Raw genomic sequence first — 24,834 nt, forward strand, 5'->3', positions numbered from 1 at the left:
CACCGCCAAGGAGGGCGTTGCCCGGAGCTTCGCCCTCGACGCCGACGCCTACGCCCCCGTTGGTCAGACCTAGTCCGAGATCGCCTCGGCCGCAGCGGGATCCGGGGCCGTGCGGGTGGTTCGCAGCCTGGAACACGCCAGACATACCAGGCCGAAGAACAGATAGCCGAGGGCGACCTTCGGGGCGGCGGCCCAGCCGACCTCGGGTGCGTGGATCAGCCCGACGAAGCTGAGCACCGCACCGGCCGCGCAGGCCAGAGCCGCAGCCCGGAACCGTTTGTCGAGGACGAAGGTGACCATGGTGCCGAGTACCAGTCCGGCCAGCACCGCGCCCTCGCCGAGCGTCTTCAGCCCGTCGTAGACCACCCCGGCCTGTCCCAGCGCACCCATGCCGACCTTGTCCGCGGTGGTGCCCGCCGCGCTGAGCGCATTGTCGATCTGGCCGACGCCCCACTCCGCCAGGTTCGGCAGCAGCGCGGCGACCACCGCCACCGCATGTGGGCGGGGCACCGCCTGGAACGCCTGCGCCCCGATCAGCAGACCGATGTACAGCAGGATCGGCACGATCGCCGGAATGGGCAGCAGTGTGGCCAGCACTCCGAAAAGCCCCAGCAGACACATCAATCCGATGACCGCGCCACTGGCCAGCGAGTACCCGGTGCGCCCGCCGGCGTCCTTCCAGCCGGGGTGGCCGATGTAGACGGCGGGCGGGAACGGCGACCCGAATCCGGATCCGATGATCGCGCCGAACCCGTCGGCCAGCAGCACGCTGCGCAGGTTGTAGTTGTCGCCCGCCGCCGCGGCGCTCTCCACATTGCTCATGGCCTCGGTGAAGTTGTAGACGCCCAGCGGAATCGCGGTGGCCAGCAGCGGCGCCAGATGCCCGAGCCCGTCGAAGAGCAGGTGCAGCCGCAGATCCGGCAGTCCGAGCGCGATATCGTGGGCGGCCTTCGACACGTCCGGCACCGACATGTAGCCGCCGATCCAGCCGATGGCCGTGCCCGTCAGCAGCGCCACCAGCCCGATCGGAACATTGCCCGGCAGCCGTACATCGGTGAAGAAGCCGATGAGAATGATGGCCAGCACCGGCAACCCGATCCAGGCGGCCTCCCACATCTGCGCGGCGGGCCGCATGGCGATGAAGGTGATGGAGATGCCGGCCAGGGTGCCCAGCATGGCCGCGCGCGGCGTGATGCGGCGGATGAAGGGCCCGACGAACGCGCCGATCATGACGATCACGCCGATCATGAACGCCCAGGCCAAGCCTGCCGACCACGCCTTGATCGGGTCGTTGGTCTTCAGATAGATCGGCAGCATCACCACGAACACGACGATGAACATGTGCGGCACGCTGGGCCCGTAGGGCAGTGCCGTGACCGTCGCGCGGCCCTCGCGGCGGGCCAGCCGCCGCGCCAGCATCATGTAGTAGAGGTTGCCCAGCACCAGCGCGATGCCCAGGGCCGGCAGCACGGTCCCCAGCACGTCGGCGCTCGGGATCTTCACCACCGCGACCGACAGGGTGGTGAGGGTCAGGACATTGACGAGGATATTGAACGACAGGCCGAAGAAGGCATTGGTGTCGCCGCGGGTCCACCACGGCAGCGACAGCGGTGCGGCCGAACCGGTTTCACCGGGCAGCTCGGTATCGACGGACATGGGGGTTCCTGTTCACTGGGCCGGGGCGGGGGAGACGGCGGAGGTGAGCGCGTCGAGGACGGCCGCGGAATCGGCGACCCAGCCGAAGATGCCGCCCTGCGCGGTGATCATGGCCAGGCCGGCGCGCTGGAAATCCGGGAAATACGAACCGACGCAGTCGGAGACGACCAGGCATTCGTAGCCGCGGTCATTGGCCTCGCGCACCGTCGTGTGCACGCAGACCTCGGTGGTGACGCCGGTGACCAGTAGTGAGCGAATCCCGGTGCGGGCCAGCACATCCGCCAGCTCGGTGGCGTAGAACGCGCCCTTGCCGGGCTTGTCGATCACCACCTCGTCGTCGCGCGGCGCGAGTTCGTCGATGATGTCGTGGCCGTATTCGCCGCGGATCAGGATGCGCCCGAACCGGCCCGGGTCCCCGATGCGCTGGGAGGGGTTGCCCCGTGCCAGCTTCGCCGGTGGGCAGTCCGACAGGTCGGGCAGATGGCCTTCGCGGGTGTGGATGACGGGGAGCCCGGCGGCGCGGGCGGCGGCCAGCAGCGCCGCCAGCGGCTCGATGACGGTGCGTAGCAGCGTCACGTCATTGCCGAGGCTCTCGCCGAATCCGCCGGGTAGCAGGAAATCGCGCTGCATGTCGATGACGAGCAACGCCACGGTGTTCGGGTCGAAGGTGAAATCCGCGGGTTGCGCCGGAATGTGGTGAACTGCCGTCATTGTCGTTCCTTCTGTGCGAGCCGGAATTCCGAATGCGCCACGGCCGGGCGCGGCTCGTCGAGGATGCGGGCGGCCGCCGCGAGCACGGTGTCGTCGGCGAGGGCCGGTCCGAAGACCATGACCGCCAGCGGGCGGCCGTCCGAGGTGGTGCCCACCGGTACCGAGATCGCGGTGAGATCCAGCAGATTCCCGAAATGCGTGTAGTGGCCCAGCACGGTGTTGGTGGCGATGGGATCGGCCTGCACCTGCGCCACGGTGAAGGTGGTGCCGATGGTGGGCACCACGATCACGTCGAATTCTGCCCACATCCGCGCTACCGCGGCCCGCAATTCCTGCAGGCGCTGCTGTGCGCGGAACACGTCGACCGCGGTGAATCGGAAACCGCCGGTGAGGATCTCGCGGATCACCGGCAGGATCGAGCCGGGTCGTGCGGCCAGGAAGGTCTCGAACTCCACCAGCCGCTCGGCCACCCATGGACCTTGGTACAGCAGTTCGCCCGCGGCCAGGAAGGGTTCCAGCGTGGTGGGTACACAGTCGAATCCGTGCCGTCCCAGCCGATCTCGCACGCCCAGATGGGCGGCCCGGAAGACCTCGTCGCCGAAGAATTCCAGCTCGGCCGCGTCGGGCAGGCCGACCCGCACCCGCCCGCCGCTGAAACGCGGCCCGCGCTCCCGGCTCCACGGATCGTCCGAATCCACACCCGCGATCACCGCGAAGACCCGATCCAGATCCTCCACCGTGGTCGCCATCAGCGACAGGCAGTCCAGCGATCGGCAGGCCGGCACCAGGCCCACGGTGCTGATCAGCCCGCGCGAGGGCTTCCAGCCGAGGATCCCGTTGAGCGCGGCCGGTACCCGGCCCGATCCGGCCGTATCGGTGGCCACGCAGAACGGCACCTCGCCCAGCGCCACCGCGCGCGCCGACCCGGAACTGGAGCCGCCGCAGATCAATTCGCCGCCGTAGACACTGCGCGGAATGGGGTAGGGCGTGCGGGTGCCGTTGAGCCCGGTCGCGAACTGGTCCAGGTTGGTCTTGCCGACGAACAGCGCGCCCGCGTCCAGCAGGCGCTGGACCGCGGGCGCGGTTTCGGTGGCCGTGTAGGTGAAATCGGGACAGGCGAGGGTGGTGGGCCACCCCGCCACGTCGATGGAGTCCTTCACCCCGAACGGCACCCCGTACAGCGGCAGGGTGCGCGCCCCCGGGCGGCGTTCGATCTCGGCGGCAGCGGCGAGCAGCTGCTCACGCGGCACCGGGGTGATCCAGGTGCCGTCCGCGCCGCGGGCGGCGATGGCGTCGGCGACCCGCGCGGCGGTGTGCGTCGGTGAGCCGCTGCCGCTTTCGTGTGAGGCCAGAATCTCCACGACCGTGGGACCGGTGGTACTCATCTGTCGATTGTCGACAGAATGTGTGAAATCGGCGGTCCCGCAATGTATCCGCTGTGTTAGCGGATATCCAGGTCCAGATAGGCCCGCTCGCCGTGCCGCACCAGCGCGTCGCAGGCGACGGCGGCGTCGCCCGACTCCAGGGCGGCCAGCAGTTCGGCGTGGCGTCGAATGCCATTGCGGCGCTGCGCGCTGCGCGCCTCGGTACGCAGGTTGCGAGCCATCGGCAGCTGAAGCTTCAGCAGGATCGGCTCATACGCCAGATTCAGTTGCCGGTTGCCCGCCAGCGCCACGATGGCGGCATGGAAGCGTCGATGGGCATTGTCGCGCTCGAACAGGTCCCCGGCGGCGTCGGCCGCGCGCATCTCCTCGAGCGCCGCCCGTACCTCGCGCAATGGATCACCTTCTGCCGCAAGCGGGAAAGCATTCTCGATGGCGTGCCGCTCCAGCACCCGCCGCAACTCGAACAGCTGCAGGATGTCGGTCGCCGACCATACCGCGACCCGGAACCCACGGCGCGGCACATGCTCGATCAGCCCCTCCTGCGCCAGCAGCCGCAGTGCCTCCCGCACCGGCGCGCGACTGGTCCCCAGCCGCGCGCACAGGGCCTCCTCGCCGATTCGCTCCCCGGGTTCGAACACCCCGCTGAGCACCTCGGCCCGCACCTGCCGGGTCGCCACCTCCACCAGACTCGGCGGCAATCCCGCCCCATTCGTCCCCGGCACCATGAATCGAGATTATGCTGTCCGGTCCGCGACAGCCCGCTCGCTGCGGCGATCGCGAAAAGGACTGTGCCCTGGCCGAAACCGGGCCGGGTGTCTCTGTCAGTCGGCGGGCGACGGCGAGCTGATCGGGGTGTGGTCGAGGTCGGCGATGAGATCCAGGGCCTGGGCGAGGTTGGACAGCTTGGTGGCGAGGGTGTCGCCGGCGGGGTAGAGGCGGACGGTGTCGACGCCGACGTCGCTCCACGTCCGGAGTCGGCGTCGCACCATCTCCGGGGTGCCGATCAAGGTGGTGGCGAGGATCATGTCGTCGGTGACCAGCGCGGTCGCTCCCGCGCGGTCGCCGGCCTGCCAGCGTTGCCGGATCTCGCCGGTGACGTCGGACCAGCCCTGGCGGGCGTAGGCGGCGTTGTAGAAGTTGGTCTTCTCGCTGCCCATGCCGCCGATGCTGAAGGCCAGCTCGAGTTTTCGGCCGGCGAGGTGGCGGCTGACGGCTTCCTCGTCGTCGAAGAACGCGACCTCCGCGCCCTGGCAGACATCGATGTCGGCGCGGATGCGGCCGGCCGCGGCGAGGCCGGCGTCGAGGTGGTCGAAGTAGGCGTGGGAGCCCTCGGGGACGAAGCTGGTGCCCAGCCAGCCGTCGGCCACCCGGCCGGTGAGCTCGAGCATCCTGGGCGACATGCTGGCGATGTAGATCGGGATGCCGGTGTTGGCGGGGATCGACAGCCGCATCGGTTTGCTGTTGCCGTCCAAGGGGATTCGGATCGTGTCGCCCTGGTAGGAGACCTTCTCACCGGCCGTGGCCTGCTTGATGACGTCGATGGTCTCGCGCATGCGGGTGAGCGCGCGGGCGAACGGGACGCCGTGCAGGCCTTCCATGACCTGAGGGCCGGAAGAGCCCAGGCCGAGCAGGAAGCGGCCCTGGGAGAGTTCGGCCAGGGTGAGCGCGGCCTGGGCGATGGCCACCGGCGACCGGGTGCCGACCTGGATGATGCCGGAGCCCAGCAGGATTCGATCGGTGCGGGCGGCGAGGTAACCGAGCACCGAGGGGGCGTCGGAGCCCCAGGCCTCGGCGACCCAGCAGATGTCCAGGCCCATGGTCTCGGCCTCCCGAACGAAATCGATGACCTGCTGGGAATCGCGGGAGAGTTCGACGGTGGTGGCGGTGCGCATCAGCGAGTCCCCTCCTCGGCGCGGCGCTTGATGTCGGCGACCACGGCCTGCATGGCGGCTTCGAATTCCCGCATGCGCACGAACACGATCTTCTCCTCTTTCTCGGGCATGGCCTCGATGGCGATGCTCAGCCCGGACCGGCCGGGGCCCATGCGGACCCACTGCCGCAGAGTCGCGCCGCCGTCCGCGGACTCGACGGTGAAACGCCATGTGGCCGAGGGGTGCTCGGGATCACTGACCGCCCAGGCGAAGACGCGCGGCGGATCCCATTCCACGACATGGGAAGTCGTCGACCATTCGCCCAGCGCCTCGTGCCGGCTGGTGCCCACGAAGGTGCTGCCCACGCCGGGCGGGGTGTCCGGCCGCACCCAGTGCGCCGATTGCAGTTCCGCGCTCATCTCCGGCATCAGCCCGATGTCCGAGACGAGCGCCCACACCGCCTCGGGTGTCGCGTCGATCCAGATCTCGGCCTGCGCCGTCGGTCCATCGGCATACTTCGCGCCGGTCCACTCCATGCGTCACCTCGCTGTGAGAGCTGCTACTGGCTCGATGGTTGCATAAATAGACGATGCAGGTCAACGCATGATTTCAGGATGTCGCCGGAATGCGGGAAAGCTACTTGGTCTCCTGCCGCGCGAACCGCGCCCGGATATCGGGCCGCTCGCGCAATCGCTCGGGATAGCCGGGCCCCATGCGCAGCCGCGACTCCTCGATCGGCACCGGTTGATCGCAGTGCTCGCACACCACCTTGAGCTGGGTGTCGTGCCCGCACGCGGTGTGGTTCAAGATCACCGGCGGCCCGTCCGCGTCGGCGAGCCAGCGGTCGCCCCACCGCGACATCACCAGCAGCACATCCCAGAAGTCGCGGCCCTTCTCGGTCAGCACGTACTCGTACCAGGTGGGTTCGGTGTGGTACGGCCGCTTTTCGAGCAGCCCCTCCTCGACCAGCCGCTTGAGCCGATCGCTCAGGGTATTGCGGGCGATCCCCAATTCCTGCTGGAACTCGTCGAATCGCCGCACCCCGTAGAAGGCTTCACGGAGCACCAGCGGCGTCCACCAGTCCCCGAGCAGATCCATGGTCCGGGCGACCGAGCAGGGCCACCGCGCGAACGACGTACGCTTCATCCCCCGAGGATACCGGTCTCACCATAGGACCATGCAGATGACGGCGATGCCGTCCGGCCGTCAGAGCTGGCACGCCAGAGCGGCCGTGCCGGTGCCGTGCACGAATTCGCGATCGCCGTAACGCAGTTGGCCGTCGTTCCATGCGCCGCCGAGTCCGGTCACGAAATTCCGCACCAGATCCTGATCGGCGCGGTCGGCCACCAGTACCAGATCGCCCGATTCGGTGACCGATCCGCCGCCGAGCCGGTCACGCACCTGCGGATCCGCGATCAGGGCATCGTGGAAGCGGGTGCGGTCGATGCCCGGGACGGTGACGGTGAAGCCGTCGGCGCGGATGTCGTCGCCGGGCAGGTACTCGAAGGTCAGCACCGATTCCTGGTTGTAGCGCACCCGCAGGTCGTCGGCGACCCAGCACAGATTCTTGAAATCGGTACAGGCCAGCTGGAATTGGCGGGACCGCTCGTAGGTGGCCGCCCCGGTGTCGGAGGACCAGAACACCCCGTCCAGCAGTTCCGAGCCGACGGGCAGCGCGAGTTCGGTGAGCGCGGTCGCGTTCACCTCCAGCTCGAACTGCGACAACCGGTCGTTCAGCCGGGGATCGGCCGGGTCGGTGATGGTGGCGGTGTTGGTGGTGGCGAACAGCTCGGAGGTGGGCTGGGTGGGATTCCCCGGAACGCACGACGCCGGTCCGTACGCCCGCGCGGGCGCCGTGGCCGGACCTGTCGCGACAGCCCCGGCGCCGGTGATCGCGAGGACGGCGGCCAAGGTGGCGGTAATGCGAACGGCGGTCATAGTTTTCGAGTCTGACCGGCGTCGGGGCCGGGTGGGAGCGGGATGGCCGAATTCGGGATGGTCAGATCCAGATCGGGGCCGGCGGCACGGTGTCGGCGCCCGCGGCGATGAGTCCGGTTGCGGCGGCGGGAATCCGGCCGCTGAGCCAGCCGAGCAGGTCGGCCTGCGTCCCGCTGATACCGATCGGGGCCGAGTGCCCTTCGCCTCTCAGCTCCCGGCGGAAGTCGCTGTCGGTGGCTCGCAGCCATAGGGCCGGGCCGTCGGGTGTCCGGCCGGAGAGCGCGTCGGCGATATCGTCGAGAATCCAGCGCGCCGCGGATTCGGGAATGTCGGAGAACGAGTATCCGGCATTCAGGTCGGCGTGGTGAATCTCCAATTCCCGCAGCCGCATCGGCACCAGCGTCTCCGGTGTCCGCGGTTCCCCGGTGCGGGGCCGGACGGTTCGCTCCCACGCCTCGGCCGGCAGCAGCCGCACCGCGTCGGCGAACCGCTGCGCGCCGGCGGCCACATCGGCCAGCTGTTCGGCCACCGGTCGCGCCGCGCCCGCCTCGATCTCGGCGGCCCGCGCCGCCATGCTCGCGTACTGCGGGGTCTCCACGCCGGTGCGCGACCAGGTCAGCAGGCGCACCAGGCTGTCCCCGGCCCGGCAGACGTGCGCGATGACATGGCCCCGCGTCCACGGCGGGATCAGCGAGTCGCCGCTGATCCGGTCGTCGGTGAGCGTGTCGACCGTCGCGAGGAACCGCTGCGTGGACTCCTCGATCGGTTCCAGCCAGCCCGCGCCCTTGCCCGCCACTCCCTGCTTCCTTCCTGTCGTCGATCGTCGTCAAAGCCACCCTAGGTGGCTGGTGTCGAACGGGTATCTGACGGCCGGCGGTGTGGTGGTGCTGGTGGGTGAGGTCGAGTTGGCGCGGGCCGGCGGTGGTATCGGTTGTTGTTTGTTTCCGGTTGTGCCCGTGGCGGTTTGGCCTGACAGCGCCGGATGACCGGCGCTGTCAGGCGGTGGTGGCCCAGCCGGTGCTGGTGTGGGTGAGTCCGAGAACGGCGAGGCGGGAGAGGTTGACCGCGGCGGCCAGCAAGCTGAAGTCGGCTCCGATTTTGGCCCGGCCGCGCATGCGGGCGCGGCGTCCGCCGTGGCGGCGGCGCATCAAATGGCCGATCTTGCGTTCGACCTTGGGTCGGGTCGCGCGGTAGTCGGCCTTCCAGACCGGATCGAGCTGCCGCTGGCGACCGGCGACCAGGTAGTTCTCGAAGGCGCCGACGGTGATCGTGCGCCCGCCCGCCGCCGAGGTGCACTGCGAACGCAGCGGGCACTCGGCGCAGAGGGCACCGAAGTGGGCGGTGCCGGTATGACGGCCGGTGCGGGCAGCGATCGATGCGGTGGCCCCGGCCGGGCAGCTCACCGTGCGGGCATCCAGGTCGATCGTGAACCGGTCCTTGGAGAAATGGCCTTTCACCGACGACGACGGCTGCACCTTCACTCCGTTGTGAATCCCGTTGTCGTCCAAACGTTTCAACAACTCACCGGACCCGTAGGCGGAGTCACCGAACACCGCGGCGGCATCCTCGTCCCGACCTTCGGCTTCGGCTTCGGCTTCGGCTTCGGCTTCGGCTTCGGCTTCGGCTTCGGCTTCGGCTTCGGCTTCGGCTTCGGCTTCGGCTTCGGAGGGCAGGGTATCGGCGAGCAGTTCCTCGGCGGGGTCGGCGTCGCCGGTGTTGCCGGGGGTGACGGTGGTGGCGGTGATGATCTCGCTGTCGGGATCGATGGCGATATGACCCTTGTAGCCGTCGAACCCGCGCGCTTGGGTCTTGTGCCCGTGGCGGGTTTCGGGGTCGACGGTGGAGATCACCCGATCGGCCGCGGTGCCCCGCACGATCCGGAAGGTCCCCTCCTCGTCGGTGATGTCCTGGCCGAGCACGGTGGCCAGCAGCGCCGCGGCCTTACCGGTGGCTTCGTCGAGGTCGCGGCCCTCCAGCAACACCAGCATGGCCATCGCGTCACGAGCCCGGGAATCGATCAGTGCGGCGCGGGCGGTCGCATCGTCCCAATCGATGACCGGTTTCGCCGCGGTGGCGTAGTCGTCACCGCTGCTGATCCGCGCCCGCAACGACCCCGCAAGCTCGGCGCCGGCGACCGCGAGCAGCCCGCGGATCGCCGAGCGGACCAAGGTGATGGTGTCCATCGTGGCCACCGCGTCATACAACGGTGTCGAGTCCAGCACCCGTTTGCGGCCCACCAGCCCGGCCTGGCGTGCCACGGCGAGCACAGCGTCGAAGATACGGCCGGGCCGATCCGAACGGGCCAGCCTCGCGCGCATGTCCACCAGCACCGTGTGCACGAACCCCGGATAATCGAAAGCCAGGCCACCGGCGGCGTATTTCCAGCGGGCGTCGAACGCGAACCGCTCCACCGCTTCCCGATCCGACAAACCTTCGATCCGCTGCAACGCCATCACCACCGCCACGATCATCGGCGGCACACTGCGCCGCCCGACATCGGTGAACAGATCAGCGAACATCTCATCCGGGAACAACCGCCCGCATTCCCGGTGCAGCACACCGTAAATCGAGTCCTCGCCCACCCGGCCCGCGCAGAACTCCACCGTCGACTGCAACAGATCACCCTGAACCGGCACACGCCCCAACGTCACCGCAACATTCTGCTCGAGACCCGCCCCTCACCGCACGAAAAACACCAGTCACCTAGAGCGAGTTCGGTGACGAATGATGCTGGCGCGCAAAGATATACGGCTCTCGTTAAACGGCCCCGCCGATCTTGTGCCCGCGCGCCGAGCCCGCCCGTGCCTGGTGACCTGCGTCGCGTTCCTTGACTGAAAATTCAGTCAGGAATACAGTCCTTGGTGCCCGGCTCGGGGTCGTCGTGTGCGGACGGCCGTCCTACCAGCGGGTTCAGCGGATTCAGCGCGCCGGAGAGGGAAACGCCGCGCCGTGCCCCTCACACAAGGAGACTGCGAGATGCAACGACGCCGGTTCATGCGATCCGGGATTTTGACCATGGGCGGGCTGCTGCTCGCGGGCTGCGACGGGCCGATCTCGTCGTGGTTCAGCGGCGACACCTCGTCCTCCACGCCCAACGACGGGCGCTCCTGGGTGATGCCCGACGAGGGCGCGCCCCACAGGCGCACCTGGATGGCCTTCGGCGCGAGCGAAGCCATCTGGGGTAGGCAGTTGCTGCCGCAGGTCCGCCAGAACCTGGCCACCATCGCCGCCACCATCTCCCGCTTCGAACCGGTGTCCATGCTGGTGCGCCAGGACGAACTCGAGATGGCGCGAAACATGCTGGGCGGTGCGAATGTCGAGCTCATCGTCGCCGACCTCGACGACCTCTGGATGCGCGACACCGGCCCGGTGTTCGTGCACGGCAACGGCACCAAGGCCGGCGTCGACTTCAACTTCAACGGCTGGGGCGGCAAACAGCAGCACCGCCGCGACGCCAAGGTCGCCACCATCGTCGACGGCCGCGCCGGGGTGGAGACCGTGCACACCGATCTGGTGCTCGAGGGCGGCGGGCTCGAGGTGGACGGCGAGGGCACCGCGCTCATCACCGAATCCTGCGTGCTGAACAACAATCGGAATCCGGGTTGGAAGAAGCGCGACGTCGAGGCCGAGCTCGAGCATCTGCTCGGTATCACGAAGGTGATCTGGTTGCCGGGCATCGCCGGGCACGACATCACCGACGGCCACACCGATTTCTACGCCCGGTTCGCCCGCCCCGGCGTCGTGGTGGCGGCACTCGACAACAACGAGGAGTCCTTCGACTACGACGTGACCCGCCGTCACCTCGACATCCTGCACAATGCCACCGACGCGCAGGGCCGCCCGCTCGAGATCGAAACCCTCGAAGCGCCTTCGGAATTGCGCTACCGGGGCGCGGGCGACGACTTCGCCGCGGGGTACATCAACTTCTATGTCTGCAACGGCGGCGTCATCGCCCCCGAATTCGGCGACCCCGAGGCCGATTCGGCGGCGCAGTCCACCCTGCGGCGCCTGTTCCCGGATCGGACCGTGGTGCAGATCAATATCGACGCCATCGCGGCCGGTGGCGGTGGCATCCACTGCACCACCCAGCAGGAACCCGTCGACTGAAGCATCCGAGCCCCCGGTGAAGCCTGTAATTCACCGGGGCGCGGCCGGTTCGGGAACGCCGCCCGTTCGGACCGGCCGCGCAATCGTTCTAGAGTGAGGAATCGTGTCGGACCGTCAGACCCAGATCCTGGAAGCCGCCGTTCGCGTCATCGCGCAGGACGGAGTCCGCGGACTGCGGGTCGAGAAACTGGCCGCCGCCGCGGGCGTGTCCACCGCGCTGATCTACTACCACTTCAAGGACCGTGCCGGCATCCTGCGCGCCGCCCTCGAGCACATCAATCACCGGGCGGAGTCCTACACCGGCCCCGCGTTCGCCGATCTCGGGGAGCCGCGCGCGCAGGTCGAGCGCATGCTGCTGCTGGAACTGCAGGACACCGACGAGGTCCGCGAGAACAGCGTCGCCTGGGGTGAACTGCGCGCCAGCGCGGTCTTCGATCCCGCACTGCGCGAACCGCTCCGGGCCAGCACCGAATCCTGGAACTCCGATGTGGAGACGCCCATCCTGCACGGTCAGGAAACCGGTTCCATCCCAATGGATCTCGATGCCGCAGCCGTCGCGGAACGCCTCACCGCCCTGGTCGAGGGTCTGAGCGAGCGCTGGCACAGTGGCTCGCTCACCCTCGACCGGGCCCGCACCCTGCTGGCCGGCGCGATTGCCGCCGAACTCGGTGCGCCCTGACGCGCTTCCGGCCCGCCGTCAGACCTTCTTCACCACACTGGATTTCAGCTGCATCGCGCCGATGCCGTCCACCTTGCAGTCGATATCGTGATCGCCGATGCCGGGCGCGAGCCGGATATTGCGTACCTTGGTGCCCGCCTTGATGCCGGTCGGGCTGCCCTTCACCTTCAGGGATTTGATGACGGTGACGGTGTCGCCGTCGGCGAGCGCATTACCGACCGCGTCCCGGATCACCCCGTCCCCGACCGCCTCGGTCTCCGCGTCGAGGGTCCACTCGTGCGCGCACTCCGGGCAGGTCAACAACCCGCCCACCTCGTAGGTGTACTCGCTCGAACAGCCGGGGCACGGCGGCAGGGTAACGCTCACTGGTGGTTCCTTCGGGGGTTGGAATCTGCTGGGGCTCAGGCGTTCACGCCGGTGAGGAAGTCGATGATGGTGCGGTTGACCTCCTCGGGGCGTTCCAGATACCCGTAGTGGCCGCACTTCTCGATCTCGACGAAGCGCGCGCCCGGAATCGCCGCGGCCACCTCCCGGCCGAAAACCGGTGGCAGCATGCGATCGTCGGCGAATCCGACCACCAGGCTGGGGATGGTGATCCGGGCGTAGTCGGCGAGTCGATTGTGGGAGCGGTCCATCCGCATCTGGGACAGCACGCCCGGCGCGGGCTCCGCGCTCGCCGAGTACTCGAAGATGTCGAGCCACTGCTGGGCCTGGTCATCGGCCTCGAGCGTGTGCGGCGACAGGTTCAGCATCGCCTTGATGGCGGCCGCGTACTCCGGCGGCAGCTTCACCCCCTGCGCCGCCAGCGCTTGCTCGCCCTTGTTCAGGGTGCTCGCCAGCGGATGGGGCCGTCCGGTGGTGGCCAGCATGACGGCCCGGCGCACCAGATCCGGCCGCGCCAGCGCGAGTTCCTGGGTGACGCGTGCGCCCATGGACGTGCCCACCACATGGGCTGGGCCGCCGAGGAATTCGATGAGCGCGGCGGTGTCGGCGACCAGATCCTCGATACGCATCCCGTGCGCGCTCTCCTCCGACGGCGCGATGCCCCGGTTGTCGAAGGTGGCGACCCGGAAACCGGCCTTCACCAGTGCCGGAACCTGATACGTCCGCCACACGCGGCCGGGGCTGCCGGTTCCCATGATCAGCACGACCAGGGGCCCGCTGCCGGTGACGTCGTAGTTGAGTCGGATGCCGTTGAGGGTGGCAAGGGGCACGGTCGGTCTTTCTCTAGGCGGTCCTGGGAACGCCCGAACGTACCATGTCTTCGAAATTTACTTCTTTCATTGTTTCGCAAACAGTGGAGCAGGGCGCTCGCATCTGCTAAACCTTCATGCCGTGGGTGACGTACTCGTAGGGGTTGCTCTTCCCACCGTCCGAAGCGGGCGGTGACAGCCATGGGCTGGTTGCGGATCATCCTGCGGATCGGCCGCGTGGCCGAGGCCGCGCCGGAGCCGCCGGCGACAGCGAATGTTCCCGCGCTACTGCGGGGTTCACTGCAACTGCGACACGTGGATGCCGGCTCGTGCAACGGTTGTGAGCTCGAGATCTCCGGCGCGTTCGGTCCGGTATACGACGCCGAACGCTACGGTGCCCGGCTGGTGGCCTCGCCCCGGCATGCCGATGGACTGCTGGTCACCGGTGTGGTGACAAGGAACATGGCAGAGGCATTGCGGCGCACGCACACCGCCACGCCCGCGCCGCGCGTGGTCGTGGCCTGTGGTGACTGCGCGCTGAATCAGGGGATGTTCGCGGGCGCGTACGGCGTCGCCGGGGCGGTGGGCGACGTGGTCGACGTGGATGTGGAGATCCCGGGCTGCCCGCCCACACCTGATGCGATCGTGGCCGCGCTGCGCTCGGTGACCGGCCGATGACGGCTGCTGTAGCGAGACACGCGGGGCCGCCGGTAATACCCCTGCGGGACAACAGCGCCGGCGTGGTGCTCGCCGGGGTGGCCACCGCGCTGGCCGGCGCCGCAGGGGTGGCGGCGGGGCTGACCGGCCTCTTCGGCCCGCCGCGTGCCCTGTCGCTGGGCTGGCTGCTGCCGCTGTCCGGGGTGTATTTGCGGCTGGACCGGCTCGGCGGATTCTTCCTCCTGATCACCGGCGCGGTGGCGATTCCGGTGGGCGCCTACGTGATCGGGTACGCGCGGCGTGAGCGCCTGGGCCCGGTACCGCTCGCCGTCCTGCCGATCTTCGTGGCCGCCATGCTGGTGGTCCCCGCCGCCGGATCGGTCACCACGTTCCTGCTGGCCTGGGAATCCATGGCGATCGCCTCGCTGGTCCTGGTCTTCGCCGAACACCACCGCCGATCCGTCCGCACCGCCGGAGTGTTCTATGCGGTCATGACCCAGCTGGGTTTCGCCGCCATCCTGGCGGGGCTGCTGGTCGCCTCGGCCGCCGCGCAGGGCGCCGACCGGTTCGCGGCGCTGACCGCGGTGCCCGACGGCACCCGGACGGCGGTCTTCGTGCTCACCGTCGCCGGTTTCGGCTCGAAGGCCGGGCTGGTGCCGCTGCATGCCTGGCTGGCCCGCGCCCATCCCGAGGCGCCCAGCCCGGTGTCGGCGCTGATGAGCGCGGCCATGGTGAATCTCGGCATCTACGGCATCGTGCGCTTCGATCTGCAACTGCTCGGACCGGGCCCGCGCTGGTGGGGGGTGGCACTGGTGGTCATCGGCGGGATCACCGCCGTCTACGGCGTGCTCCAGGCGTCGGTGGCCGCGGATCTCAAAAGGCTGCTGGCGTTCTCGACCACCGAGAACATGGGTCTGGTCACGCTCGCGCTCGGCGCGGCGACCCTGCTGGGCGCGGCCGGATCCACCGCCGCCGCCGGCGTGGCGATGGCGGCCGCGCTGCTGCACCTGATGGCGCACGCCGCCTTCAAGAGCCTCGGATTCCTCTGCGCCGGTTCGGTATTGACCGCCACCGGCCTGCGTGATCTGGATCTTCTCGGTGGCCTCGCACGTCGCATGCCCGCCACCACGACGCTGTTCGGCGCGGCCGCGCTCGGCGCGTCGGGGCTGCCGCTGGGCGCGGGATTCGTCAGCGAATGGCTGCTCGTGCAGTCGCTCATTCACACCGGCCCGCAACGTGATCTCGTGGTCACCCTGGCCGCGCCGCTCGCGGTCGGCGCGGTCGCGCTGACCGCCGGGCTGGGCGTCGCGGCCATGGTGAAGGCCTTCGGCGTCGGCTTCCTGGCGCGTGCTCGCTCCGGGGAGGCCGCCGCCGCGAGTGAAGCGCCGCCGTCGATGATCGCCGGAATGGCGTTGTGCGCGAGCGTGTGCGGGGTGCTGGCCGTCGTGCCGATGGTGGTGGGGCCGGTGGTGCGCCGCACCCTCGCCGAACTTCCGGTCACCCGGAGCGCGGATTTCACCGGCCTCGGCTGGACGGTCCGGCTGCCCGGGATGGCGGGATCGATCTCACCCGGTGTCATCGCGATCGTGGTGGCCGGTGCGGTGGCGGCCGTCGCCGTCGCGGCCGCCCTGCGCGCCCGGCGCAATCCGGCCGCCGCGGCCCTGCCGCTGTGGGCCTGCGGCGCGGACCAGCCCACGCACCGGATGCAGTACACCGCAACCTCCTTCGCCGAACCGCTGCAGCGGGTCTTCGACGACGTGCTGCGCCCCGACACCGATATCGAGATCACCCCGCTGGCCGAATCCCGGTACCTGGTCGAGAAGGTCGCCTACCGCGCCCGCATCGCCGACACCGTCGAACAGCGGCTCTATCGGCCGGTGGTGCGCGCGGTGCGGCTCGCCGCGGCCGCGGTGGCGCGCGCCCACAACGGCAGCGTCCATCTGTATCTGACCTATGGCGCGCTGGGTGTGCTGATCGTGCTGGTGGTGTCGCGATGACCGTGCTGTCGTATGTCGCGGGCGCGGCCCAGATCGGCGGCGTGATGGCCGGAGCGCCGCTGGTCACGGGGGTGATGCGGCAGGTGCGGGCGCGCGCCGAAGGCCGCGCGGGCGCCGGCGTCACGCAGCCGTGGCGGGACCTGCGCAAGCAGTTCGGCAAGCAGTCCATCATCCCGGCCGGCACCACCGTCGTCTTCGCCTGCGCCCCACTGGTGCTGGCGGGCACCACCCTGGTGATCGCGGCCGTCGCGCCGCTGGTCGCGACCGGGTCCCCGCTCGACGGCGCGGCCGATCTGTTCGCCGTGGTGGGCCTGCTGTTTCTCGGCACGGTGGCGCTGACCCTGGCCGGGCTCGACACCGGTACCGCCTTCGGTGGCATGGGGGCCAGCCGGGAGACCGTCATCGCCGCGCTGGTCGAGCCCACCATCCTGCTGTCGGTGTTCGCCCTGTCGATTCCGGGCGGGTCCTCGAATCTCGGTGCGCTGGTGCGCAATACCATCGACCATCCGGGCCGGGTGGCCACGCTGAGCGCGGTGCTGGCCGCCGCCGCGCTGGTGATCGTGATCATCGCCGAGACGGGCCGCCTGCCGGTGGACAACCCCGCCACACACCTGGAGCTGACCATGGTGCACGAGGCCATGGTCCTCGAATACGCCGGTCCCAGGCTGGCCTTGATCGAATGGGCCGCCGCCATGCGGCTGACCGTGCTGCTGGCCCTGCTGGCGAATCTGTTCCTGCCGTGGGGCATCGCGGGCAGCGCATCCGGCCTGGCGGCGATCGGGCTCGGGATCGCGGCCATCGCCGTGAAGGTGCTCGTGCTCTCGGTGGCCCTGGCCTTCGCCGAGGTGTTCATCGCCAAGCTGCGGTTGTTCCGCGTCCCCGAACTACTGGCCGGCTCGTTCCTGCTCGCCCTGCTCGCGGTGACGGCTGCCAATTTCTTCACCGCGCGAGGAGGAGCGTGACCGCGAACGGGTATGCCAGCCTGCTCGATTTCGCCGCCGGCGCCCTGGTGCTGGTCGCGGTGTTCGTGGTGTGGCGGCGCGATCTGCACGCCATCACCCGGCTACTGGGTGCGCAGGGCGGCGCGCTGGCCGTGATCCCGATCGTCGAGGGCATCCAGCATCGCGACCTGCCGCTGCTGGTGGTCGGCGGCATCGTGCTCGGACTGCGGGCGGGCGTGCTGCCGTGGCTGTTGGGCCGGGCGGTCGGGGCCGAACGGGACGAATACCGTGAGGCCACCCCGCTGGTGAACACCGCGGCGTCCCTGCTGATCGCGGCCGTGCTGACCGTGGTGGCCTTCGCCGTGACCCGGCCGCTGGTGAACCTGCGACCCGGACCGGAGACCGCCGCCGTGCCCGCGGCCTTCGCCGTCATTCTGATCGCGCTGTTCGTCATGGCCACCCGCCGCCATGCGATCTCCCAGGCGGCGGGATTCCTCATGCTGGACAACGGGATCGCGGCCACCGCCTTCCTGCTCACCGCCGGTGTCCCGCTCATCGTCGAACTCGGCGTCTCGCTGGATGTCTTCTTCGCGGTGATGGTGATCGGGATTCTCACCGGCCGGTTGCGCCGTGCCTTCGGCGGAGCCGACCTCGACCAGTTACGGGAGCTGCACGAATGACTTCGATCGTGATGTCCGCCATGCTCGCGCCCGTCCTCGCCGCGGTCGCCGGCGCGCTCGGCGGATGGCGGCGGGCCACCGCAGTGCTCACCGTCCTCGCCGCGCTCGTCGTACTGGGTTGTGCGGTGGCCCTGGGCATCCGGCTGCACGGCCGCGAGCTGGTGCTGGCCGACGGGTTGCTGCGGGTGGACGGGCTGTCGGTGACCATGCTGACCGTCATCGGCGTCGTCGGCGCGCTCGCCACCTGGGCCGGAATCGGGTACATCGACGCCGAACTCGCCCACGGCCACACCGACGCGAAGGCCGCCCGCGCCTACGCCGCCCTGGTCCCCGCCTTCCTGGCGGCCATGGTGGTCGCGGTGTGCGCCGGCAATATCGGCGTGATCTGGACCGCCGTGGAGGCCACCACCGTCGCGACGGCGTTCCTGGTCGGCCACCGCCGCACCCGGGCCGCACTGGAGGCAACCTGGAAGTACGTGGTGATCTGCTCGGTCGGCATCGTGGTCGCCTTCCTGGGCACCGTGCTGCTGTACTTCGCCGCCCGGCACGCGGGCGCGCCGCCGGAGCATGCTCTCGATCTCGACGTATTGCTCACGCGCGCACCGGGACTCGATCCCGGTGTCACCCGGCTCGCCGCCGGACTGCTCCTGATCGGATACTGCGCCAAGGCCGGGCTCGCGCCGTTCCATACCTGGCTCGCCGACGCCCACAGCCAGGCGCCCGCACCGGTGTCGGCACTCATGAGCGGGGTGCTGCTGGCGGTGGCGTTCTCGGTAGTGTTGCGGGTCAAGGCCGTTGCCGACCAGGCCATCGGAACCGGCTATCTACGTACGGGTCTGCTGACCCTCGGCCTGCTCACCCTGGCCATCGCGGCGCTGCTGCTCACCGTCACCCGCGACGTCAAACGGATGCTCGCCTACTCGTCCATGGAGAACATGGGCCTGGTGGCCGTCGCGGCCGCGGCGGGGACCCGGCTCGCCATCGCCGCACTGCTGCTGCACGTTCTCGCCCACGGCGTCGGCAAGACCGTGCTGTTCCTGTCCACCGGCCCGTTGCAGGCCGCCCACGACTCCACCGCCATCGCCTCGATCACCGCGGTGGCGGCCCGATCCCGGTTGCTGGGAACGGCTTTCGCGGCCGGCATGGTGGCGCTACTGGGACTGCCGCCCTTCGCTCTGTTCGCCAGCGAACTGGCGATCGCCCGATCCCTCGCCGACGCCCGGCTGGCGTGGGCACTGGGCGCGGCGCTGCTGCTGATCGCGATCGCTTTCGCCGCGCTGGTTCGCAACAGCAGCCGAATCCTGCTGGGCCCGGCGCCTTCCGGCGCACCGGCCATCGCGGTGCCCGCCACCCTGGCCACCGCCCTCGCGGTCGGTATCGCCGCCGCACTGGCCCTGGGCGTGACCGCCGGACCGCTCACCGACCTGTTCACCACCGCGGCCGGGCAGGTGGCCGCCCGATGAACCGCACCAGCCGCCCGGTCGCCGTCGACGAACTCGCCGATATCGCCGAGGAACTGCTGGGGGCGGGCTATCGGCTCGCGCTGGCCGCGGCGCACGACGACGGCCGGTCGCCGCTGCGTGTGGTCCATCTGTTCCTGGCCGGCCGCCCCGACCGGCGTGTAGAGCTGGAATGCCTGCTGCCCGGCCATGATCCGGTGTTGCCGTCGCTGGCGTACATGTCGTTCCCGGCCGGGCGCTTCGAACGGGAGATGCTCGATCTGTACGGGATCGGACTGCGCGGGCATCCCCGGCCGCGGCGGCTGGTGCGGCACGCGCACTGGCCGGACGACTGGCATCCGATGCGGGCCGACGCGCCGCAGGTCGTGCCCGAATTCGGTGGCTCCGGTGAATTGCGCTTTCTCACGGTCGGTGGCGAGGGCGTCTATGAGATTCCGGTCGGTCCGGTGCACGCCGGAATGATCGAGCCGGGCCACTTCCGGTTCTCGGTAGTGGGGGAGACGGTGGTGCGGCTCAAGGCCCGGCTGTGGTACGTCCACCGCGGCATCGAACGCCTCTTCCACGGCCGATCCGTCACCGGCGCGACGGAACTGGCCGAACGAGTCAGCGGCGACAGCTCCGCCGCGCACGCGCTGGCCCATTGCCTCGCGGTAGAGGAAGCTTGCGGCGCAACCGTTCCCGAGCCGGCCCAGCGGCTGCGCGCCCTGCTGGTCGAGCTCGAACGGCTCTACAACCATGCCGCCGACCTGGGTGCGTTGGCCAATGACGTCGGTTTCGGCCTCGCCAACGCGCACGCCCTGCGGCTGCGCGAGGAACTGTTGCGGCTCAATGCCGCGGTTACCGGAAACCGGCTGCTGCGCGGTGCCATCCGGCCCGGTGGCGTGCTGCTGCGGGAACTTCCCGACCCCGCGAGGCTGGCGGCCATCGCGGGCGACCTCGCCGAGGTGACCGCGGCGACCCTCGGCAACGGGGTGGTCTACGACCGCTTCGCCGGGACCGGTGTGCTGGCGGCCGACGATGCGCGGGCGCTCGGCTGCCTGGGCTATCCGGCCCGCGCGAGCGGCCTGGTCACCGACGCTCGCGTGGACCACCCCGTCGTCGACCTGCCGGTCGAGGAGATCGCCGCCGTCGGCGGTGATGTGCTCGCCCGCTACACGGTGCGGCGCGACGAGTTCGCCGCCTCGGTCGCGTTGATCACCGACATTGTCGTGAACCACAGCGGTGGAACGGAATTTGCGGGCACGAGGGCGTCCGGGATCAGGCTGGGCAGCGGTGTCGGCATCGTCGAGGGCTGGCGCGGCACCATCGTGCACCGGGTGGAAGTCGACGACGCCGATCGGCTCACCCGGGCCAAGATCGTGGATCCGTCCTGGTTCAACTGGCCGGCGCTGCCTGTGGCCATGAAAGAGACGATCGTGCCGGATTTTCCCTTGGTCAACAAGAGTTTCAACCTGTCGTACTCGGGCAACGATCTGTGACCGGTCCCAGCAACAACCTCGGACAGGCCGGTCATGGTTGTCCTGTTTGCTAAACTCTGCAATCAACCGGGTGAATCATTCGCCACATGATTCGCCGCCGATGGAAGGAATGGCTCGCAGGTGCCAGGGATGCAACAGCCGCTCTATCAGATGAAGGCTGACTTCTTCAAGACACTGGGCCATCCGGTCCGCATCCGGGTCCTCGAACTGCTGAGCCAGCGAAATCACGCTGTGTCCGAAATGCTCGCGGAGATCGGTGTGGAGGCCGCGAACCTGTCCCAGCAATTGTCGATCCTGCGGCGAGCCGGGTTGGTCACCGCCCGCCGCGAAGGACTCTCGGTGACATACGAGCTGACCTCCCCTCAGGTGGCGGAACTGCTCGCGGTGGCCCGCACCATCCTCACCGGCGTCGTAGCCGGCCAGGCCGAAGCACTCGAGCAACCGGCGTAGCGAAGGTCCTCGTCGATTCCGGTGGGGTCACCCGACCTCGCTGTTTGCGTGTTTTCTAAACTAAAAACCTAGTTGTTCCACGAAGAGAGGTTCGCCGTGCTCGAACGTCCCACCGCCACCGTCGCCACCGCGTCGGCCCCGACCGACCATCCCGGCATCCTGGCCTGGGTCGCGGAGGTCGCCGACCTGACCACGCCCGAGCGCATCGTCTACTGCGACGGCTCCCGCGACGAGTGGGATCGGCTCACCGCCGAGCTGGTGGCCAACGGGACCTTCGTCCCGCTGCAGGCCAAGCCCAACTCGTTCTGGTGCGTCTCGGACCCCGACGACGTGGCGCGGGTGGAAGACCGGACCTTCATCTGCTCGGAGCGCGAGAGCGACGCCGGGCCGACCAACAACTGGGTGGATCCGGTCGACATGCGCACCGTCATGACCGAGCACTACCGCGGGGCGATGGCCGGGCGCACCATGTACGTGATCGCCTTCTGCATGGGCCCGCTGGACGCCGCCGAGCCGAAATACGGTGTGGAGATCACCGATTCGGCCTACGTCGCGGTGTCGATGCAGATCATGACCCGCTCCGGCACGCCGGTCTGGGAAAAGCTCACCGGCGAGACGGAATACGTGCGATGCCTGCACTCGGTGGGCGCGCCGCTCGGTCCGGGACAGTCCGATGTGCCGTGGCCGTGCGACAAGACCAAGTACATCGCGCACTTCCCCGAGACCCGCACCATCTGGAGCTACGGCTCCGGCTACGGCGGCAACGCGCTACTGGGCAAGAAGTGCTTCGCGCTGCGCATCGCCTCGGTCCTCGGCCGCGACGAGGGCTGGCTGGCCGAGCACATGCTCATCCTGAAACTGACCTCGCCGCAAGGAAAGACACACTACATCGCCGCGGCCTTCCCGTCCGCGTGCGGCAAGACCAACCTCGCCATGCTCGAACCCACCCTGCCCGGCTGGAAGGCCGAGACCGTCGGCGACGACATCGCCTGGATGCGGTTCGGGGCCGACGGGCGGCTCTACGCGGTGAACCCGGAGGCCGGATTCTTCGGTGTCGCACCGGGAACCAGCGTGCGGACCAACCCGAACGCCATCGCCACCATCGACGCGGGCAGTTCCATCTTCACCAATACCGCCCGCACCGACGACGGGGACGTGTGGTGGGAGGGCCTGACCGAGCAGCCCCCGGCCCACCTCCTCGACTGGCACGGCAAGGATTGGACGCCCGGCTCGGAAACCCCGGCCGCGCACCCGAATTCGCGCTACTGCACCCCGATCGAGCAGTGCCCGTCGGTGGCCCCGGAATGGAACGACCCGCGCGGCGTGCCGATCTCGGCGATCTTCTTCGGCGGCCGGCGCGCCACCACCATCCCGCTCATCGCCGAATCCTTCGACTGGGCGCACGGGGTGTTCACCGCCTCGGTGCTGTCCTCGGAGACCACGGCCGCCGCGGCCGGGAAGGTCGGCGTGGTGCGCCGCGATCCCATGGCCATGCTGCCGTTCCTGGGCTACCACGTGGGCGACTACTTCGCGCACTGGCTGGCGATGGGGGAGCGCGCGGGCGCGCAGCTGCCGAAGATCTTCCAGGTCAACTGGTTCCGGCGCAGCGCCGACGGGAAGTTCCTGTGGCCCGGCTTCGGCGACAATGTGCGCGTGCTGAAGTGGGCGCTCGAACGACTGGACGGCACCGCTCCGGCCGAGCGCACCCCGATCGGCTTCGTGCCCACCGCCGCCGCGCTCGATTTCGACGGACTCGGTGACGGCTACCGCGGCCTGATCGACGCCGCCCTGACCGTCGACACCGACGAGTGGGTGCGCGAGCTGGAATCGATCGACGAGTGGTACGCCACCATCGGCGGCAACCGTCTGCCCGACGCCCTGCGGGCCGAACTCGCCGCCCTGAAACTGCGCCTCGCCGAGGCGCTCTGACGGTGCCTGCGCGGCGGAGCTGTCGGATGCCGGGGCGGTCGGGTGCGCATGTCGTACCTGACCGCCCCGGGCATCACCGGTGTGCATACTCTCGAGGACGCCGTCGGCACGACATCACCTGCCAGCCCGTATCCGTCACCATCGAAAGCAGTCAGAGATGAGCGATCCGACCAAACCGAATCTGGTGCAGCGCCTGCGCTATATCTGCGGCGGGACGCTGCCGCCGAGCATGCGGCAGTGGGTGATCGACGACCTGACCGGTCCGGGCGCGGCGCGGCGCTACATGTTGCGCATCCTCATCCCGATCATTCCGCCGCTGTGCCTGTTCCTGCTCATCCCCGGCCCGCTCTGGATGGGCCTGGCCATGATGGCGCTGCTGTACCTGCCGCTGATCTACTTCACGGCGGCGCTCATGTACGTGTTCCGCCGTGCCCGCCTCACCAAGCACGGCCTGGATCCGGCCCTGGCCGACCAGCGCGAGCGCGAGCGTGCCGCTGCCGCGCGGGCCGCCTACGAGCGGGCACACGGCCGCGGCTGAACCCGGGCGGATCAGCTCAGGTAGCGCTGGGTGAATTCGGCCAGGATGCCGGCACCGTTGCCCTTCACCTGATCCCAGGAGAAGGGCAGCTGCTTGACCTCGTCGTAGGAGCGGGTGCCGGGTGCGACCGGGATGTCGGTGCGGGCGGGAATCATCTTGTGCGCGGCGGTGATCTGCTGGGCCTCGGGGGTGAACATGTAGTCCACCAGGGCTTTCGCGGCCGCCGGGTTGCGGGTGGTGTTCAGGATGAAGACCGGGCGCGGTGTGATGACGGTCCCCGAGGACGGCGAGATGACCCGCAGCGGAACCCCTTTGGCGGCCGCGTCGTAGGCCGCGTAGTCGACACCGCCGAGGACGACGGCGTAGGCGCCCGCGGTCACCCCGTCGAGGGCGGGACCGTTGCCGCCGCGCACCACCATGCCATTGTCGAAGAGGGCGTCGAACATGGCCCAGGTGCGGTCCTTGCCCCACGCGCTGACCATGGCGGCCAGCAGGTCCCGTGCGGTGCCGGACTCGCGCGGGTCCGGCATGATCACCCGGCCGCGGAACTCGGGCGCGGCCAGATCGGCCCAGTCGTTCGGCAGGCGCGGGCTCGCCTTGCTGTTGACCACCATGGTGAGCGCAGACCCGTCCCGGCCGATGAAGCCGTGACCCTTGCCGATCCAGCCGTCGTGCACCCGGTCCGCGCCGCGCGGGGTGTAGGGCAGGGTGCGGCCCTGCAGGTCGTACTCCGCCGCGGGCGTCCAGGACGCCAGGTACACCACATCGGCCTGCGGCTGCGGGCCCTCCTTGTCGAGTCTGGCGGTGATCTTGCCGGTCTCGCCGTTGACGACGTTCACCTTCACCCCGGACGCCCGGGTGAACCCGGCCAGCAGATCGTCGGTGAGGTCCTGCGGATTCGCCGAGTACAGGGTGAGCTGCCCGGACAGCCCCGGCGGCGGGGTCCACGAACTGGTCACGGCGGGAACGGACACTGGTCCGGCATGCGTGCCGCAACCGGTGGTCGCGAGCGCGGCGGTGACGGCCGCGATGACAGCGCGGCGGGGGAGCGACATTCCGCGGAACCCTTTCCGAAGGACCCCGTCTCACTCCGGGTTCCACAGCAATCTGGCGCGAGAGACTAGGCAGCGTCTTTGACTCGGCAGGGTGAGGCGGGTGAACAGC

General features: G+C 69.5%; 24 protein-coding genes. 11 read left to right on the forward strand and 13 right to left on the reverse strand.

From position 1 onward, the window contains the following. Positions 1 to 69: 69 nt before the first annotated feature. The 10 genes from ACQP1O_RS14095 to ACQP1O_RS14140 form a co-directional block, all read right to left on the reverse strand. Entirely contained in the window at positions 70 to 1,656 is a 1,587-nt protein-coding gene (locus ACQP1O_RS14095) for a regulator (RefSeq protein WP_433566248.1), read from the reverse strand. Positions 1,657 to 1,668: 12 nt separating this feature from the next. Further along, positions 1,669 to 2,367, reverse strand: a complete 699-nt coding sequence (locus tag ACQP1O_RS14100; protein ID WP_433566249.1) for a cysteine hydrolase family protein — start codon at positions 2,365 to 2,367, stop codon at positions 1,669 to 1,671. After that, a complete protein-coding gene (locus ACQP1O_RS14105; protein ID WP_433566250.1) occupies positions 2,364 to 3,752 on the reverse strand; it encodes an allophanate hydrolase in 1,389 nt (462 codons plus the stop codon). Before ACQP1O_RS14105 ends, ACQP1O_RS14100 begins: the two co-directional genes overlap by 4 nt. A gap of 56 nt (positions 3,753 to 3,808) precedes the next feature. After that, on the reverse strand, positions 3,809 to 4,477 hold the full coding sequence (locus ACQP1O_RS14110; protein WP_433566251.1) for a GntR family transcriptional regulator: 669 nt from the start codon (positions 4,475 to 4,477) through the stop codon (positions 3,809 to 3,811). 96 nt (positions 4,478 to 4,573) lie between these two features. Next, positions 4,574 to 5,644, reverse strand: coding sequence for an LLM class flavin-dependent oxidoreductase (locus tag ACQP1O_RS14115; RefSeq protein WP_433566252.1), 1,071 nt, complete (start codon positions 5,642 to 5,644; stop codon positions 4,574 to 4,576). Next, the gene (locus ACQP1O_RS14120; RefSeq protein WP_433566253.1) at positions 5,644 to 6,159 is read right to left on the reverse strand and encodes an SRPBCC family protein; all 516 of its coding nucleotides are present in this window, start codon (positions 6,157 to 6,159) and stop codon (positions 5,644 to 5,646) included. Before ACQP1O_RS14120 ends, ACQP1O_RS14115 begins: the two co-directional genes overlap by 1 nt. A 100-nt stretch (positions 6,160 to 6,259) precedes the next feature. Continuing rightward, the gene (locus ACQP1O_RS14125; RefSeq protein WP_354840285.1) at positions 6,260 to 6,769 is read right to left on the reverse strand and encodes a winged helix-turn-helix transcriptional regulator; all 510 of its coding nucleotides are present in this window, start codon (positions 6,767 to 6,769) and stop codon (positions 6,260 to 6,262) included. Between the two features lie 60 nt (positions 6,770 to 6,829). Then, entirely contained in the window at positions 6,830 to 7,561 is a 732-nt protein-coding gene (locus ACQP1O_RS14130) for a hypothetical protein (protein WP_433566254.1), read from the reverse strand. A gap of 61 nt (positions 7,562 to 7,622) precedes the next feature. Next, positions 7,623 to 8,357, reverse strand: coding sequence for a maleylpyruvate isomerase family mycothiol-dependent enzyme (locus ACQP1O_RS14135; RefSeq protein ID WP_433566255.1), 735 nt, complete (start codon positions 8,355 to 8,357; stop codon positions 7,623 to 7,625). Between the two features lie 199 nt (positions 8,358 to 8,556). Continuing rightward, positions 8,557 to 10,212, reverse strand: coding sequence for a transposase (locus ACQP1O_RS14140; protein ID WP_433566256.1), 1,656 nt, complete (start codon positions 10,210 to 10,212; stop codon positions 8,557 to 8,559). A gap of 325 nt (positions 10,213 to 10,537) precedes the next feature. Between ACQP1O_RS14140 and ACQP1O_RS14145 the strand changes: the two genes are divergently transcribed. Further along, the gene (locus ACQP1O_RS14145; RefSeq protein WP_433566257.1) at positions 10,538 to 11,668 is read left to right on the forward strand and encodes an agmatine deiminase family protein; all 1,131 of its coding nucleotides are present in this window, start codon (positions 10,538 to 10,540) and stop codon (positions 11,666 to 11,668) included. Positions 11,669 to 11,771: 103 nt separating this feature from the next. After that, on the forward strand, positions 11,772 to 12,347 hold the full coding sequence (locus ACQP1O_RS14150) for a TetR/AcrR family transcriptional regulator (protein WP_433566258.1): 576 nt from the start codon (positions 11,772 to 11,774) through the stop codon (positions 12,345 to 12,347). 18 nt (positions 12,348 to 12,365) lie between these two features. Here ACQP1O_RS14150 and ACQP1O_RS14155 read toward each other — a convergent pair whose 3' ends face one another. Beyond that, complete coding sequence (locus ACQP1O_RS14155; protein ID WP_433566259.1) at positions 12,366 to 12,713, reverse strand: zinc ribbon domain-containing protein YjdM; 348 nt, start codon at positions 12,711 to 12,713, stop codon at positions 12,366 to 12,368. 35 nt (positions 12,714 to 12,748) lie between these two features. After that, on the reverse strand, positions 12,749 to 13,561 hold the full coding sequence (locus ACQP1O_RS14160; RefSeq protein WP_433566260.1) for an alpha/beta fold hydrolase: 813 nt from the start codon (positions 13,559 to 13,561) through the stop codon (positions 12,749 to 12,751). A 180-nt stretch (positions 13,562 to 13,741) separates the two neighbouring features. Here ACQP1O_RS14160 and ACQP1O_RS14165 point away from each other — a divergent pair, with 180 nt between their 5' ends. From ACQP1O_RS14165 to ACQP1O_RS14205, 9 genes are all read left to right on the forward strand, one after another. Further along, positions 13,742 to 14,218, forward strand: a complete 477-nt coding sequence (locus ACQP1O_RS14165) for an NADH-quinone oxidoreductase subunit B family protein (RefSeq protein WP_433566261.1) — start codon at positions 13,742 to 13,744, stop codon at positions 14,216 to 14,218. Beyond that, a complete protein-coding gene (locus tag ACQP1O_RS14170; protein ID WP_433566262.1) occupies positions 14,215 to 16,194 on the forward strand; it encodes a proton-conducting transporter transmembrane domain-containing protein in 1,980 nt (659 codons plus the stop codon). The genes ACQP1O_RS14165 and ACQP1O_RS14170 overlap by 4 nt, the downstream gene beginning before the upstream one ends. Positions 16,195 to 16,199: 5 nt before the next feature. Continuing rightward, positions 16,200 to 17,156: a respiratory chain complex I subunit 1 family protein gene (locus ACQP1O_RS14175; protein ID WP_433567679.1), complete on the forward strand. Its 957-nt coding sequence runs from the start codon at positions 16,200 to 16,202 to the stop codon at positions 17,154 to 17,156. After that, positions 17,153 to 17,815 (forward strand): hypothetical protein, encoded by a 663-nt coding sequence (locus ACQP1O_RS14180; RefSeq protein ID WP_433566263.1) that lies wholly within the window; start codon positions 17,153 to 17,155, stop codon positions 17,813 to 17,815. Before ACQP1O_RS14175 ends, ACQP1O_RS14180 begins: the two co-directional genes overlap by 4 nt. Continuing rightward, positions 17,812 to 19,278 carry a proton-conducting transporter transmembrane domain-containing protein gene (locus ACQP1O_RS14185; RefSeq protein WP_433566264.1) on the forward strand — a complete coding sequence of 489 codons (1,467 nt, stop codon included), beginning with the start codon at positions 17,812 to 17,814 and terminating at the stop codon, positions 19,276 to 19,278. The genes ACQP1O_RS14180 and ACQP1O_RS14185 overlap by 4 nt, the downstream gene beginning before the upstream one ends. Next, positions 19,275 to 20,753: an NADH-quinone oxidoreductase subunit C gene (locus ACQP1O_RS14190; RefSeq protein ID WP_433566265.1), complete on the forward strand. Its 1,479-nt coding sequence runs from the start codon at positions 19,275 to 19,277 to the stop codon at positions 20,751 to 20,753. Before ACQP1O_RS14185 ends, ACQP1O_RS14190 begins: the two co-directional genes overlap by 4 nt. 129 nt (positions 20,754 to 20,882) lie before the next feature. Next, on the forward strand, positions 20,883 to 21,203 hold the full coding sequence (locus ACQP1O_RS14195) for an ArsR/SmtB family transcription factor (RefSeq protein WP_402765153.1): 321 nt from the start codon (positions 20,883 to 20,885) through the stop codon (positions 21,201 to 21,203). Between the two features lie 96 nt (positions 21,204 to 21,299). Beyond that, on the forward strand, positions 21,300 to 23,132 hold the full coding sequence (locus ACQP1O_RS14200) for a phosphoenolpyruvate carboxykinase (GTP) (protein ID WP_433566266.1): 1,833 nt from the start codon (positions 21,300 to 21,302) through the stop codon (positions 23,130 to 23,132). A 157-nt stretch (positions 23,133 to 23,289) separates the two neighbouring features. Continuing rightward, positions 23,290 to 23,670, forward strand: coding sequence for a DUF5313 family protein (locus tag ACQP1O_RS14205; RefSeq protein ID WP_433566267.1), 381 nt, complete (start codon positions 23,290 to 23,292; stop codon positions 23,668 to 23,670). An 11-nt stretch (positions 23,671 to 23,681) separates the two neighbouring features. Here the strand turns inward: ACQP1O_RS14205 and ACQP1O_RS14210 are convergent, their stop codons facing one another. Beyond that, positions 23,682 to 24,725, reverse strand: a complete 1,044-nt coding sequence (locus ACQP1O_RS14210; RefSeq protein ID WP_433566268.1) for an extracellular solute-binding protein — start codon at positions 24,723 to 24,725, stop codon at positions 23,682 to 23,684. Positions 24,726 to 24,834: the final 109 nt, after the last annotated feature.

It is taken from the genome of Nocardia sp. CA-151230 (assembly GCF_050942175.1).
Taxonomy (GTDB): domain Bacteria; phylum Actinomycetota; class Actinomycetes; order Mycobacteriales; family Mycobacteriaceae; genus Nocardia.